Source organism: Sphingosinicella sp. SM1-17 (assembly GCF_056821765.1).
Genome location: NZ_JBPDIO010000001.1, coordinates 556,814 through 570,203, shown reverse-complemented (window position 1 = coordinate 570,203; position 13,390 = coordinate 556,814). Strand labels below are relative to the sequence as shown.

At 65.8% G+C, this 13,390-nt stretch carries 11 protein-coding genes and 1 tRNA gene; 6 read left to right on the top strand and 6 right to left on the bottom strand.

Going from position 1 to position 13,390, the window contains the following annotated elements:
* Positions 1-36 precede the first annotated feature (36 nt).
* Together ACRYLT_RS02980 and ACRYLT_RS02975 are read right to left on the bottom strand one after the other, a co-directional pair.
* Positions 37-2,574, bottom strand: coding sequence for a penicillin-binding protein 1A (locus ACRYLT_RS02980; RefSeq protein WP_482662625.1), 2,538 nt, complete (start codon positions 2,572-2,574; stop codon positions 37-39).
* Positions 2,575-2,621: 47 nt separating this feature from the next.
* Positions 2,622-3,491 carry an N-acetylmuramoyl-L-alanine amidase family protein gene (locus ACRYLT_RS02975; protein WP_482662624.1) on the bottom strand — a complete coding sequence of 290 codons (870 nt, stop codon included), beginning with the start codon at positions 3,489-3,491 and terminating at the stop codon, positions 2,622-2,624.
* 418 nt (positions 3,492-3,909) lie between these two features.
* On the opposite strand from ACRYLT_RS02975, the gene ACRYLT_RS02970 reads away from it, so the two are divergent.
* From ACRYLT_RS02970 to ACRYLT_RS02960, 3 genes are all read left to right on the top strand, one after another.
* Positions 3,910-6,408: an Rne/Rng family ribonuclease gene (locus ACRYLT_RS02970; protein ID WP_482662623.1), complete on the top strand. Its 2,499-nt coding sequence runs from the start codon at positions 3,910-3,912 to the stop codon at positions 6,406-6,408.
* Between the two features lie 64 nt (positions 6,409-6,472).
* Positions 6,473-7,855, top strand: a complete 1,383-nt coding sequence (locus tag ACRYLT_RS02965; RefSeq protein WP_482662622.1) for a M48 family metalloprotease — start codon at positions 6,473-6,475, stop codon at positions 7,853-7,855.
* Positions 7,855-8,565: a DsbA family protein gene (locus ACRYLT_RS02960; RefSeq protein WP_482662621.1), complete on the top strand. Its 711-nt coding sequence runs from the start codon at positions 7,855-7,857 to the stop codon at positions 8,563-8,565. Before ACRYLT_RS02965 ends, ACRYLT_RS02960 begins: the two co-directional genes overlap by 1 nt.
* A 30-nt stretch (positions 8,566-8,595) precedes the next feature.
* Here the strand turns inward: ACRYLT_RS02960 and ACRYLT_RS02955 are convergent, their stop codons facing one another.
* Both ACRYLT_RS02955 and ACRYLT_RS02950 read right to left on the bottom strand, forming a co-directional pair.
* Positions 8,596-9,258 carry an RlmE family RNA methyltransferase gene (locus tag ACRYLT_RS02955; RefSeq protein ID WP_482662620.1) on the bottom strand — a complete coding sequence of 221 codons (663 nt, stop codon included), beginning with the start codon at positions 9,256-9,258 and terminating at the stop codon, positions 8,596-8,598.
* Positions 9,259-9,319: 61 nt separating this feature from the next.
* Positions 9,320-10,342 (bottom strand): Ppx/GppA phosphatase family protein, encoded by a 1,023-nt coding sequence (locus ACRYLT_RS02950; protein ID WP_482665380.1) that lies wholly within the window; start codon positions 10,340-10,342, stop codon positions 9,320-9,322.
* A gap of 189 nt (positions 10,343-10,531) precedes the next feature.
* On the opposite strand from ACRYLT_RS02950, the gene ACRYLT_RS02945 reads away from it, so the two are divergent.
* Positions 10,532-10,605: transfer RNA gene (locus tag ACRYLT_RS02945), tRNA-Gln, on the top strand.
* Between the two features lie 175 nt (positions 10,606-10,780).
* On the opposite strand, the gene ACRYLT_RS02940 is transcribed toward ACRYLT_RS02945, so the two are convergent.
* Together ACRYLT_RS02940 and ACRYLT_RS02935 are read right to left on the bottom strand one after the other, a co-directional pair.
* Complete coding sequence (locus ACRYLT_RS02940) at positions 10,781-11,368, bottom strand: hypothetical protein (protein ID WP_482662619.1); 588 nt, start codon at positions 11,366-11,368, stop codon at positions 10,781-10,783.
* Positions 11,365-12,108, bottom strand: a complete 744-nt coding sequence (locus ACRYLT_RS02935) for a hypothetical protein (protein ID WP_482662618.1) — start codon at positions 12,106-12,108, stop codon at positions 11,365-11,367. The genes ACRYLT_RS02940 and ACRYLT_RS02935 overlap by 4 nt, the downstream gene beginning before the upstream one ends.
* Positions 12,109-12,459: 351 nt before the next feature.
* Here ACRYLT_RS02935 and ACRYLT_RS02930 point away from each other — a divergent pair, with 351 nt between their 5' ends.
* On the top strand, positions 12,460-12,882 hold the full coding sequence (locus tag ACRYLT_RS02930; RefSeq protein ID WP_482662617.1) for a thermonuclease family protein: 423 nt from the start codon (positions 12,460-12,462) through the stop codon (positions 12,880-12,882).
* A gap of 55 nt (positions 12,883-12,937) precedes the next feature.
* Entirely contained in the window at positions 12,938-13,348 is a 411-nt protein-coding gene (locus ACRYLT_RS02925) for a DUF6232 family protein (RefSeq protein WP_482662616.1), read from the top strand.
* The last annotated feature ends 42 nt before the right edge of the window (positions 13,349-13,390 follow it).

The following is a 13,390-nucleotide window of genomic DNA, read 5'->3' as shown; positions in this document are numbered from 1 at the left end:
CCTGGGCTTGGACGCGGCCTTCATTTGCGTGCAGGCCTAGTAAATCCCGCCCTCTCTTTGCAAGAATTCGCTGTCGCGCGGCTGCTGGCTGTTGGTCGTCGCGGATCGACGCGGACGGCGCGCCTGGGCGGAATAGTCGATCTGGTCGCGAGCGACGGTGCGGCGAGGCTCGCTTTCCGGCTTGAACGCTTCCCAGATCACCGCCGCGCGCGGATCGCCGCTCGGCCACTCGCCGAACACCCGCCGACCGGAGCGGCGGTCGATCCGGACCATTCTGATGCCCTGGGGCGCCCGGAACGGCACCACCGGCATGCCCTCGAATGCGGCGCGGGCGAACTGACGGAAGATCGGAGCGGCCAGCGTTCCACCCTGGGCATAGCCGCCCATCGGCCGCGGCCGGTCGAAACCCATATAGACTCCGGCGACGATGTCGGCCGATCCGCCGACGAACCAGACATTGGTCGGACCGGTCGACGTGCCCGTCTTTCCGAACAGCGGCCGCCCGAGATCGCGAAGGATCGTCGCGGTGCCGCGCTGGACGACGCCTTCGAGCATGTGGACGACCTGATAGGCGGTCATCGGATCCATCACCTGGCGCGTGCGCAGCGGCGGACGCGGCATCGGCCGTCCGTTCCAGTCCGGCGCATTGCAGCCGTCCATGACCTCGCAGCGGCTGTCGGCTCGCCAGATCACCCGGCCGCGCCGGTCCTGGACATAATCGATCAGGGTCGGAGTGACGGCCCGCCCCTGATTGGCCATGATCGCGAAGGCGTTGGTCAGGCGAAGCGCCGTCGTGTCGCCGGCGCCGAGGGAAATCGGCAGATAGGGAATCTCGCGATAGTCGCCGACTCCGGTGCGAAGCGCCAGTCGGACGACCTGGTCCATCCCAACCTGGTTCGCCGCCCGGATCGTCATCAGGTTGCGGGACTGTTCAAGCCCCCACCGCATCGTCTGCGGTCCCGCATAGCCGCCGGAGAAGTTCCGGAAGCACTTCGCCGTCGGCGTGCCCTGGTTCACGCAGAAGGGACCGTCGATGATGATCGAGGCGGGCGTCATTCCGTTGTCGAGCGCGGCGGCATAGACGATCGGCTTGAAGGCCGAACCGGGCTGGCGGAGCGCCTGGGTGGCGCGGTTGAAATCCGACAGACGCACGTCGAACCCGCCCTGCATCGCCCGCACTCGGCCGGTCGCCACTTCCTCGGCGACAATCGCTCCCGAGATCTCCGGAACGCTCCGAAGAGCCCAGGCGCCGCCCTCCTGCTCGACGGCGATGATCATCCCTGGCCGAAGCGAATCGAACGCCCGCCCGCCCGTGCCTCGCCGAGGCATGGCGGCGAGCGAAGCGGACAGGGTGCCGGTGCTTCCGTCGACAAACCCGATCGTCGCGCTTCCGCCTTCCTTGGAAAGCACGACCGCTTCGCGCCACTCCGGATAGCCTGCGCCGAACGGCGCGAGGGCCAATTGCGAGCGCCAGTCCCCGGACATGTCGACGCTGAGGCCGGGGTCGCGCCAGCCGCGGCCCCGCTCATAGCGGGTCAGGCCGTCGCGAAGCGCCGTTTCGGCCGCGCGCTGCATCACCGGATCGTAGGAGCTTCGAACCCAGAGCCCGCCGGCATAGACGCTGTTCGGCCCGCTTTCGGCATTGTCGCCATAACGTTCGATCAGCTGGCGCCGAACTTCTTCCATGAAATAGCCGCCGACGCTGCGGCTGATGTCGCTGCTTCCGCCGCGCACCACCGCCAGGGGCTGAGCGGCGGCTTCGGCGCGCTGCGCCTCGGTGATGAAGCGGTTCCGGGCCATCTCGCTCAGCACCCAGTTGCGCCGTTCCAGGGCGCGCTCCCGGCGACGGACCGGGTCGTAATTGGACGGCGCCTTGGGAAGCACGGCGAGATAGGCCGTTTCCGCCAGAGTCAGCTCGTCCACGTCCTTGCCGAAATAGGCCCGAGCCGCGGCCTGGACGCCATAAGCGTTCCGGCCGAGGAAGATCTGGTTGAGATAGAGTTCGAGGATCTGCTCCTTGGTGAGCACCGACTCGATCCGCCGGGCGAGAAAGGCCTCGCGTATCTTTCGGGTGATGGAATATTCGTCGCCGGTGAAGAAGATCTTCGCCACCTGCTGAGTGATCGTCGATCCTCCCCGGGCCCTCTCGCCCGTCCCGGTCTTGGAAATATAGTCGAACACCGCCCCGACGAGTCCGGGATAGTCCAGTCCTCCATGTTCGAAGAAGGTCCGGTCCTCGGCGGCAAGAAAGGCATTGATCAGCTGGGTCGGGAATTCGTCGTAGGTGAGCTGTACCCGTCGCTCGCGCGCATAGGTCTGAACCGGCTCGCCGTTGATGTCGCGCACATGGGTAGGAAGCACCGGCTCGTAGGTCAGCAGCGATTCGGCCGAAGGGAGCCCCCGGGCGAACAGCAGCCAGAGGATGAAATAAGCCAGGATCGGCAGCGCCAGAAGCGCCGCCACGACCTTGACCCACCTTTTTCGCCACGCCTGCCGCGCCGCGCCGGCGAAGCGGGAAAGTCCGTTCTGGTCGCGGCGAAGGGTGATACGCTCGGCGGCTTGTTCCGTACTCATTGACCTGCCGTCTAGCCCAAGCGGCGATGGGGGTGAAGCGTTCCGCCTCAACTTTGCGGCGGGAGGAAGCGCCGGGCAAAATGGGCCTCGATCGCCCGGCGCATGCCGCTCGCAATCTGGGCGCGGCCCTCGGTGGACTGGATGTAGGCGGCGTCCCGCTCGTTGGTCAGATAGCCGGATTCGAACAGGACGGAGGGAATGTCCGGGGCCTTCAGGACGACGAAAGCGGCAAATCGGTGCCATTGCGGCCGGAACGGAAAGATCGGCGCCGCCTCGCGGTAGAGCAATTGCGCGAAGTTGGCGGAAATCTCCATGCTTTCCCGCTGGGCAAGGTCGATCAGGATGAGGTTGACGGCGGGATCGTTGCTGAGTCGCGCTCCGCCGAGGAGGTCGGAAGCATTCTCCCGGGCGGCGAGCTGCGCCGCCTCCCGGTCCGAGGCCACTTCCGAGAGGGTGTAGATGGTGGCGCCATGCGCCTGGTCGTTGGAGGGCGCGGCATCGGCGTGGATGGAAATGAACAGGTCCGCTCCAAGCCGGCGCGCGATCGCATAGCGTTCGTCGAGCGGAAGGTAGCGGTCCTCGTCGCGAGTCAGCGCTGCCCGAACTCGCCCGGACCGGGCAAGCTCGTCGCGCACCGCTCGGGCAAGCGCGAGCGTCACATTCTTCTCCCGAGTCCCGTCAAAGGGGGAAAGGGCGCCCGGGTCCTGGCCGCCATGGCCGGGATCGATCACGACCAATGGCGGATTGGTGCCTCGGGCGGGCGTCACCGCGGGCAGTTCCCGAACCGTCTCGCCTTTCGCCGGGGCGAGCGGGATCGTCACTCCGCCTCCGCCGGCCGGGGCCTCTTCCCGGCCCGCAGGCAAGGGCCCGGGTCCGGGAGCCAGCAGCGCCAGCAACAGCAACAGCAACCATTCCATGCCGCCAACCTGGCCCGCATTGCGCGTAACGGTCCAGCAAAATGCGCTTTTTCGAGCCGGGTGGTTGCCGCTGGTGACAGGGGGTGCTAGCAGCCTTATATTCGCGCCGAGCCTTCGGGGACCTTGTTCCCTCCGGCGCGGGGGCTTTCGCCGGCATTGATCGCCGGCCTTCTAGGTTGACGCTGCATGTGGCAATTTTCCGTCAGGCTGACCCGGCACCTCGTCGGTGACGGCTTGCGTCGACGGAGTTTTCGGCCGGCTCTGGTGACCGGCCTGCCTGGGGCAGCAGACGCAACGAATTTACTTTCAACCCGGACATATGACGCGCGGCGGCGAAGCCCGTCCGCGCGGCCGTCCATTTTCGATCGCGCCCGGCCGCTGCTCGACAGCCTAGTGCCGCGCGCGTGGAGTGATTTTGATGACAATGCGCATGTTGATCGACGCGCGCCACCAGGAGGAGACCCGGGTGGCCGTGCTCAAGGGAAATCGGATCGAGGAGTTTGATTTCGAATCCGCCGAGCACAAGCAGCTCAAGGGAAATATCTATCTAGCCAAGGTTACGCGGGTCGAGCCGTCGCTTCAGGCGGCGTTCGTCGATTATGGCGGCAACCGCCACGGTTTCCTCGCTTTCTCGGAAATCCATCCGGATTATTACCAGATCCCGAAGGAGGATCGCGAGGCCCTGCTTCGCGAGGAAGCCGAGCATGCGGAGGAGGAGGCGCGGCTCCGTGCCGCCGAGTTCGATCGCGAGGACGGAACCGACGGTGGCGTCGTCGAGGTCGACGACGAGCCGATGTCTGCCGATGCCGACGAGGAAGGCGGCGACGACGTGCCGCCGCCGGCGCCGGAGGAGGCCGAGAACGGTTCGGAGGAGAGCGCGGCCGAGACCTTGCGGCGCAAGCGCCAGGCGCTTCGTCGCCGCTACAAGATCCAGGACGTGATCCGGCGGCGGCAGGTGCTGCTGGTCCAGGTCGTCAAGGAGGAACGCGGCAACAAGGGCGCCGCTCTCACCACCTATCTGAGCCTTGCGGGACGTTATTGCGTCCTGATGCCGAACACGTCGCACGGCGGCGGGATCAGCCGCAAGATTTCCAACGGCTCGGACCGCAAGCGGCTCAAGCAGATCATGGCGGAGCTGAGCCTGCCGTCGAGCATGGGCCTGATCGTCCGGACGGCCGGGCTGTCCCGGACCAAGACCGAAATCAAGCGCGACTTCGACTATCTCGCCCGCCTCTGGGACGAGATACGGGAGAAGACGTTAGGGTCGTCGGCTCCGGCGCTCATCTACCAGGACAGCGATCTCATCAAGCGCGCCATCCGCGACATCTACAATCGCGAAATCGACGAAGTGATCGTCGAGGGCGAGGAAGGCTATCGCGACGCCCGCAACTTCATGAAGCTGCTGATGCCCAGCCATGTCCGGCGGGTGAAGCAATATGTCGATCCGGTTCCGCTGTTCCAGCGCTATGGCGCCGAGGATCAGCTTTCGGCCATGTACCAGCCGGTCGTGCAGCTGAAGTCGGGCGGCTATATCGTTATCAATCCGACCGAGGCGCTGGTCTCGATCGACATCAATTCCGGGCGTTCGACGCGCGAGCACAATATCGAGCAGACCGCCTACAGCACGAACATCGAAGCGGCGCACGAGATCGCCCGGCAGCTTCGGCTGCGCGACATGGCGGGCCTGGTGGTCATCGACTTCATCGACATGGAGTCGAACAGCCACATCCGCAAAGTCGAAAAGGCGATGAAAGAGGCGCTGAAGAACGACCGCGCCCGGATCCAGGTCGGCCGGATTTCCTCGTTCGGACTGATGGAGATGAGCCGCCAGCGGTTGCGAACCGGCGTTCTCGAGGCCTCGACCAAGCCGTGCCCCCATTGCGAGGGAACCGGCCTGATGCGGACCGCCGCCTCGGCGGGACTGTCGGCCCTTCGAATGATCGAAGACGAAGCGGCTCGGGGCCGCGGCTCCCGTATCATCCTGCGCGCCGGGCGCGACGCCGCCATCTACCTGCTCAATCGCAAGCGGGACGAGATTGTCGACGTCGAGCAGCGTTACGGAGTCGCCGTCGAAGTGCTGATCGAAGAGAGTTTCGAGGGCGCCAAGATGGCGGTCGAGTCGGTCGGACCGCCGCCGGCCGATCGGCCTCGCCTCGCGCCGCCCGCACCGGTGCCGGTGGAAGAGGACGAGCCCTTCGAGGAAGAATCCGAAGAGGAAGAGGCCGAGGAAGCCGAGGATCCTCGCCAGCCGCGCGAGGAGCGTGAGACTCGCGAGGAGCGGGCGGAAGGGCGTCGCCGTCGTCGCCGTCGCGGACGTCGCGGCGGCCGTCGTCGCGAGCGCGAGGGCGAGGTCGCCGGCGAAGCGGGCGGCGAGGAACCGGCAGACCAGCCTTTAGCCGCAGAAACCGAAGCCACGGTCGAATCGGCGCCGGCCGAACCCCTGATCGAGGAGGCCGCCGAACCCGCGGCCGAGGAAGCCGCCGAGCCGCGCAAGAGCCGCCGCCGGCCGCGGGCCCGCAAGCGGGGCGAGGAGACGAGCCCGCCGGCAGCCGAAGCTCAGGCGGAATCCCTTTCGCAGCCCGAGGCCGAGCCCGAGCCGGCCCTGGCTGCCGCTCCCCAAGCCGAGGAGGCCCCCGTCGTCGAGCAGGCGCCCCCGGCTGAAGAGTCGCCGGCCAAGCCGAAGCGCACTCGCCGCAAGAAGGCCGCAGCCGCCGTCGAGCCGACGCCCGAGCCGGCCGAGGCCGAAACGGCCGTCGAACCGGCCGAGGCTGTTGCGCCCGAGCCGGCGCGCGAACCGGCCAACGACAGCGGTCCCGAGCCGGCCGAGCCGGCGGAGCCCGCCGTTCCGGCCGAAGCGGAAGCCCAGCCGTCCGGACCGCCCCGGCGCGGCTGGTGGCAGCGGACCTTTGGCGCCTGACCTGGAGCGGCCCCGCAAGGGGCCGCTCATCCTTGGTTCAGGCGCTCGGAAGGAATAGGCGGCGATGGCTGACGCGGTTTCGAGAAGCATTCATCCGAGCGCGTTCGTTGCCCGACTGTTGATGCTTGTTGCGCTGAGCTTCGCCCTTTGGGTTCAGCCGGCGGCGGCCCAGACGGTGCTTCGTGACGCGGAAACAGAGGCGATGTTCCGGGAAATCTCCCGGCCGCTGATCGAGGCAGCGGGGCTCCGGCCGCAGGACGTGCAGATCGTCCTGATCAACAATCCCGAAATCAACGCGTTCGTCGCCGGCGGACAGATCGTCTACATCCATTCCGGCCTGATCACTTCGGCCGACAATGCCAATGAAGTCCAGGGCGTGATCGCTCACGAGCTCGGCCATATCACCGGCGGCCACATCATCCGCCTCCAGGATGGGGCGCGCCAGGCGAGCAGCATCGCCATCCTGTCGCTCATCCTCGGAGCGGCGGCGATGGCGGCGGGCGCAGGCGAAGCCGGAATGGGCATATTGGCGGCCGGGCAGCAGGCGGCGCTGGGCCAGTTCCTCGCTTTTTCGCGGGTCCAGGAAAACAGCGCCGACCAGGCCGGCGCCAGTTACCTGACCCGTGCCGGAATCAGCGGCCGTGGTTCGCTCGCTTTCTTCCGGCGGCTGCAGAATCTGGAATTCCGGCTCAACATACCCCAGGACAATGGCTACGCCCGGACCCACCCGCTCACCTCCGAACGCATCTCGAGGCTCGAGAATATCTACCAGAACGATCCGGCCTGGGATCGGCCAACCGATCCCGGGGTCGAGGAACGCTTCCAGCGGGTCCGGGCCAAGCTGATCGGCTATGTCGAGGATCCGCGGCAGGTGATGACCCGCTATCCGGAGAGCGACCGCTCGGTTCCGGCGCGTTACGCCCGGGCCTATGCCTATCATCGTGGCGCTCATCCGGAGCGTGCTCTCGCCGAGGCGGACAGCCTCCTTCGCGAGCGGCCGAACGATCCCTATTTCCTCGAGCTCAAGGGCCAGATCCTGCTCGAATCGGGGCGGCCGCAGGAGGCCCTCGGTTCGCTCCGCGAGGCCGTGGAACAGGCACCGGACCAGCCGCTGATCAGCGCCATGCTCGGCCATGCGCTGATCGCCACCGAGAATCCGGAAAATTTTGAGGAGGCCAAGCGCGTTCTTCGACTGGCCGTCCAGCGCGACAACAGCAATCCCTTTGCCTGGTACCAGCTCGGCATCGTCTATGATCGCGAAGGCGATCAGGCGCGCGCCGCTCTCGCCACGGCAGAACGCTACAATCTCACCGGCCAGCCGCAGCTCGCTCTCGTCAGTGCCGAACAGGCGATGATGGGCATCCCGGCCAACACGCCGGACTGGCTCAGGGCCCAGGACATCGCCATGGTTTCGCGAAGCGCCCTCGAACGACGGCGGAACCGCTGATGCCCGAAATGTCGCGCCCGGCCGCGGGCGGCTGGAAGACCACCCTGGTTGCGGCGCTGCTCGGCGCCGTGCTCGGTGCCGGCGCCATGCTGGCGGCCAATGGCTATTTCATCCGCTCCTATCTGCTCGAGCATCCGGAAGTCATTCCGGAGGCGATGGAGCGGCTTCGCGATCGCGAGGCGGCGATCGCGGTGGAGCGGCATCGAACCATCCTTGAAACGCCGTTCCACAGCGCCTGGGCGGGCGCCGAGGACGGGGATGTCGTTCTCGTCGAATTCTTCGATTATGCCTGCGGCTTCTGCCGTGCCGCCAATCCCGACGTCGAGCGGCTGCTGCGCGAAGATCCGAGGCTGAAGGTGGTGTGGCGCGAATATCCGGTGCTCGGTCCCGACAGCGAGCGCGCCGCCATCGCCAGCCTTGCGGCGGCCAAAGCCGGTCGGTTCCGGGCCTTCCATGACCGCCTCTTCGCCACCGCCCGCCCGACCGAGGCTGCGGTCGCTCAGGCGCGCTCCACGCTCGGGGTCGGGGAGCCGGAGCTTACGCCGGAGTTCCGGGCCGAGCTCGAGCGCAATTTCGAGGTGGGCCGTGCCATCGGCGCGAGCGGGACTCCGACCTTCGTGGTCGGCAACCGGGTCCTGCAGGGGGCGGTCGGCTACGAGGCCCTTCGCGACGCCATCGCCGAGGCAAGGGCTGCCGGGGGCCGTCGCTAGCAACGCGCCGGATCCTCCGTCGGGCGAAGGTCAATCCGCCGACTTGAATCCCTGCGCGACGACATACCATTCGGACGACCCCTTGCGGCTGGCCGGCGGCTTGGCATGCTTCACGTTGGCGAAGCGCCGCTTGAGCTCGGCGACGAGATTGGCGTCGGCGCCGCCAGCGAGCACCTTGGCGACGAAGGCGCCGCCGGGCCGAAGCACTTCGGCTGCGAAGTGAAGCGCGGTTTCGACCAGGGCCATGGTCCGAAGATGGTCGGTCTGCGGATGGCCGACCGTATTGGCGGCCATGTCGGACAGGACGAGGTCGGCCGGGCCGCCAAGCGCCTCCTTCAGCCGCTCCGGCGCCGCTTCGTCCATGAAATCCATCTGCAGGATCTCGACGCCGTCGATCGGGTCGGTGGGGAGGAGATCGATCCCGACCACGCTCGCCTGCGGCGCCTTCTGCCGAACCACCTGGGTCCAGCCGCCCGGCGCGATTCCGAGATCGACGACCCGCTTCACGCCCTTGAGGAAGCCGAACCGCTCGTCGAGTTCGATCAGCTTGTAGGCGGCCCGGGAGCGATAGCCCTCGGCCTTCGCCCGTTTGACATAAGGATCGTTGAGCTGCCGCTCGAGCCAGCGGGTCGAACCGATCTTTCGGCCCTTCGCGGTTCGGACTCGGGTCTTGCCGCCACCCGCGCCTCTCATCGCAGCGCCGCCATCCTCCGGGAACGGCTCCGGTCCGCCCGGGCCGGGCTTGCGCCCCGGATCATATCGGCCAGCCGTCGCGGGCCATCAGCGAACGCAATATGCCTTCCCGGATTCCGCGATCGGCGACTCCGAGGGTTTCTGCCGGCCAGATGTCCATGATCGCTTCCAGGATCGCGCAGCCGGCGACCACCAGATCGGCCCGCTCATGGCCGATGCAGGGAAGCTGGGCGCGTTCCTCATGGCTCATCCGGGACAGCATCCGGCTGATGTCGCGCATCGCCGCCGTCGGCATCCGAAGGCCGTCAACGGCGCGCCGGTCGTAGCTCGGCAAAGCAAGGTGGACGCTGGCGAGCGTCGTGACCGTGCCGCTCGTTCCCATCAGCCGGATATTCTCCTTGTCGGCGGGAAGCAGATCGAGGAAGCGGCGGAAGGCGTGCCGGACCCGCTCGCGCATCCGGCCATAGGCGGCCAGCCGCTCGTCGGCTGTGGCGAAGGCCCGGCCTTCGCTCTCGGTCAGCGAATAGACGCCCCAGGGCGCGCTCCACCAGCACTTGATCCTTGGGGTCTCGTCGTCCGTGTCGATCAGGACCAGTTCGGTCGATCCGCCGCCAATGTCGAAGATCAGCGCCGGCCCGTCGCCCGGCTCCAGCAGCCGGTGGCAGCCGAGCATGGCGAGCCGCGCCTCCTCCTCCGGGGAGATGATCTCCAGGCAGATGCCGGTCTCGCGCCGGACCCGCTCGACGAACTGGCGGCCGTTGACGGCGCGCCGGCACGCTTCCGTGGCCACCGATCGGGCGAGGCCGACGCGGCGGCGGCGAAGCTTTTCGGCGCAGACGGAGAGGGCGGCGATCGCCCGGTCCATGGCCGCCTCGCTGATCTTGCCGCTGGTCGCCATGCCCTCGCCGAGCCTGACGACTCGGGAAAAGGCGTCAATGACCGTGAATCCGTCCTCGGTGGGGCGGGCGACGAGCAGCCGGCAATTGTTCGTGCCCAGGTCGATCGCCCCATAAGTGTTTCGGGCGAACCGGCGCGACGGTACGGAAAGGGGGGATATTGCGGCGGGCGGCTCCGAGGCCGGCATTTGCTCCGCCGAGGCGGCTTGCTGCGGCATGACCCGACTTCTCATTCTGTTTTCGTTGCGGGCGATCGAGCCGCCCATTGACTTGACTCCGTTCTACACAAAGGCGGGTGTTGCGGCAAGGCGAGGGCCGGCCGCCGTCGACCGGCAGCGTTGACAGGAGAGGCGGGTCTTCTTATCTCGCCCGCCTCTTGCCCCGTCGTCTAATGGTAAGACTACGGACTCTGACTCCGTCAATCGTGGTTCGAATCCACGCGGGGCATCCATTTTTTTCCTGAAGTTAGAGGAGTTTAGCGCCAAGCGGGTCGCTTAGCGTCACGTTCGCGGCATTTTCGTTGATTTCCGCAGATTTCTGCGATTTCTCGCGGTAGCTCGGCAGCTCCATGCGACAAGGATGCAGCACGCCTAGGAACCCGCACCAGGCTCGTTTGCATTCGCAAGCTACTCTAGGGTGTCCAAGTTGGAAGTCTGTGCTGTCTCTGGTGCTGCGCCGGTAGGATCCAGCCCTGCGAGCGTAAATAGGTTCTCTTCAGTCTCCGGCAGAGGCAGCTCCCAGGTCCGTATCACCTTTAGGCCAATGGCCTCGCCGAACGTGGCTACCCCATTGTCGTCGGCGTAGATCGCCGAAGCGCCATTCACGCGCGCGATCGCGACAATCTGACGGTCATATTTCACCTTCTGCCAAGGCTCTGAGACCCCGCCGAACTTGTCACCGGCGCGGACCGCGTCGCGCATCATCGCAGCTACCTCGACAGCTGCGCGTTGATCGAAGTCCGCGATTTTGAAGCGCGCCGAGGCGTTCAATTGCTCCAAGATGGCCGGCCCGGCATCCTCGGCCCTGACCAGCACCTCCGCGAGTGCGGGCGTGGGGATGAGGATGGTTCCTTTGACCCGCTCAACCTCGCCAACGAGCTTGGCGAGTCTGTCTGCCGCGTGCGTTAGCGGTTGACCCGTGCTTGGATCCAAGGGTGGATCCGACTCTGGGTTCACCAGAAGCGTTAGCGTGCTCGCGTCAACGGCGACGATCAATGCAGGGCCTCATCGTCCGAGCCGAAGTCGAGGACATCGGGATAAGCCGATTTCTGCATAAGGTGATTGCCGGGAATGCCCCGTATGTCGCGCAGCACGTCGTCAATTGGGCTCTCATCGAGAAGCACAAATCGGTCGACCCTGAACTCCAACAGCTTCCAAGCACCGTCCGGTCGACGTTCCCACCGGCCATTTCCTACGAGGCGTAGCTTTTGACCGTAAAGGTGGTGAGCGAGGTCCCTCGCTATGTCGCGTGCCATAGTGAGGCCAGTGTAGGTAATTGCTCCGTCCTGAAGGATCGCGTGTGCAGTCGCGTCCCTGCCGCCGATACTGACGACCTGGCCCTCAATCGAACCGTCCTGGCGAAAGGCCGGGAAGGTGAGCGGTTTTGGTCGTGTTCTACCGGGGAAGGGGATGATGACTTGGCCGTCCTCTTGCGTCAGCTCTCCCACGGCGTTGTCGTTTGCCAGTAATTGGTCGAGCTTTTCCTTCGCCGCGAGCACATCGAGAGGGCCTTCGCCACGGGCCGCTCCCCGAACGCGCTCTGCTACTTTTGGCGCGTCAACCGGGTCGACCTTGTGGACAAGCTTTGCGCTGCCTTCGTCCAACCTCACGAAATGGGTGTGCTCAGGGTAGCCGATGAGCTTCGCCAGCGTGGCCATATATTCGGCTAGGCGCGCCATTGGCATGCTGTCTGGCGTGAAGGCGTCGATGCGAAAAATATAGACGGTGGGTTCCATCGGAGCCTCAATGCAGAGCGCCGACACCGGCCGGTCGCGTATGGCTATTACTGTAACGAAAATTGGTCAACAAAGCGCCGTCCGGCCTGCCAGTGGATGGCACGCACCTCCACGACCGCGCCTGATTGGCAGTATCCGGGTCAGTCTGGTGCAGGCGTCCTAAGACTTCCTGCTTGACCGGCCGTGCAGCAGGCGCGGAGCGATTTGTGTCTTTCACGGGGCAGATTCCCACCCTTGGCACTGCTGCGTAAGCTGTAACGTCACCGGCAACGACCGATGCTGCTGCGGCAACAGCTTTGGAAGCCGTGTTCACCGTTGCGGGCATCTCCTTTTCCGAAATAGACTTCCTCAATGCACCTGCTACTCGCGCTCCAGGTGGTCGCCGCTGGCGAGACATTCACTTGCACACCTACCCGCGTCTGGGACGGTGATGGGCCAATCTGGTGCGCCGAAGGCCCGAGGATCAGGCTTGCCGGTATCGCAGCGCGCGAAGCTGATGGAAGTTGCCGTCTGAACCAGCCGTGCCCCCAAGCCACCGCAGCACAAGCCCGAGACCACCTGGTGCGCCTCGTAGGCCAGCCGATAGGGCGCAGTCCTCAAGGACACGTCCTAGTTCGAGGCGCCCCGATGCGTTGTAGGTCGGATGGTTCGGGAGGAGGCTCGAGGACGGCCGCTTGGTGCATTCGTGCTGACGGGACGGACCTTTCATGCGCGATGGTCGCGAGTGGGTATGCTTTGCGCTGGCCTCGCTATTGGGGCAGCCATAAGTGTTAGTTCTTCTGCCGAGGAAAAGGGTTAGGCGTTGCTGTATGACAAGGGCGGAGTCCGAGTGGACGAGCATTTCGCGCGCTTCGGAGCAAAGGCGTTTGCTATCAATCAAATAAACTCGGTTGAGGTTCGGACTGAGCACAGACCCGCCTCGATTGCATGGCTGTTTGTGGGCTCAGCGGCGGTGTTGCTCCTGATGCTAGGTATCGCGAACGCACGAGACGTTTCAAGTACGATAGAGGTGCTGATCGGTTCAGGCATCCTCGGCGGCATAGCCTTCCTGCTATATCGTGGTAGCCAACCTTCGGCGGTGCACCGACTGTTCCTCATGACCTCCAGTTCTGAGGTTCAGGCGCACAAGACCGTGGAGGAAGCTGACATTCAGGAACTCCGAGCTGCTTTAGAAAAGGCCATCGTCCGCGGACAGCACCTGCGGTCAGACCTGCTGTTGGATCGCGACGGGCCGAGGTGACCCCGTCTCGAAGTGGGAGCTCTGGGCCTGCGCCAATGAGCT

What these genes read in the sequence shown, in the direction of transcription:
- ACRYLT_RS02980 (WP_482662625.1), bottom strand. Translation starts at nt 2,574, where the DNA reads ATGAGTACGGAACAAGCCGCCGAGCGTATCACCCTTCGCCGCGACCAG.
- ACRYLT_RS02975 (WP_482662624.1), bottom strand. Translation starts at nt 3,491, where the DNA reads ATGGAATGGTTGCTGTTGCTGTTGCTGGCGCTGCTGGCTCCCGGACCC.
- ACRYLT_RS02970 (WP_482662623.1), top strand. Translation starts at nt 3,910, where the DNA reads ATGACAATGCGCATGTTGATCGACGCGCGCCACCAGGAGGAGACCCGG.
- ACRYLT_RS02965 (WP_482662622.1), top strand. Translation starts at nt 6,473, where the DNA reads ATGGCTGACGCGGTTTCGAGAAGCATTCATCCGAGCGCGTTCGTTGCC.
- ACRYLT_RS02960 (WP_482662621.1), top strand. Translation starts at nt 7,855, where the DNA reads ATGCCCGAAATGTCGCGCCCGGCCGCGGGCGGCTGGAAGACCACCCTG.
- ACRYLT_RS02955 (WP_482662620.1), bottom strand. Translation starts at nt 9,258, where the DNA reads ATGAGAGGCGCGGGTGGCGGCAAGACCCGAGTCCGAACCGCGAAGGGC.
- ACRYLT_RS02950 (WP_482665380.1), bottom strand. Translation starts at nt 10,342, where the DNA reads ATGCCGGCCTCGGAGCCGCCCGCCGCAATATCCCCCCTTTCCGTACCG.
- ACRYLT_RS02935 (WP_482662618.1), bottom strand. Translation starts at nt 12,108, where the DNA reads ATGGAACCCACCGTCTATATTTTTCGCATCGACGCCTTCACGCCAGAC.
- ACRYLT_RS02930 (WP_482662617.1), top strand. Translation starts at nt 12,460, where the DNA reads ATGCACCTGCTACTCGCGCTCCAGGTGGTCGCCGCTGGCGAGACATTC.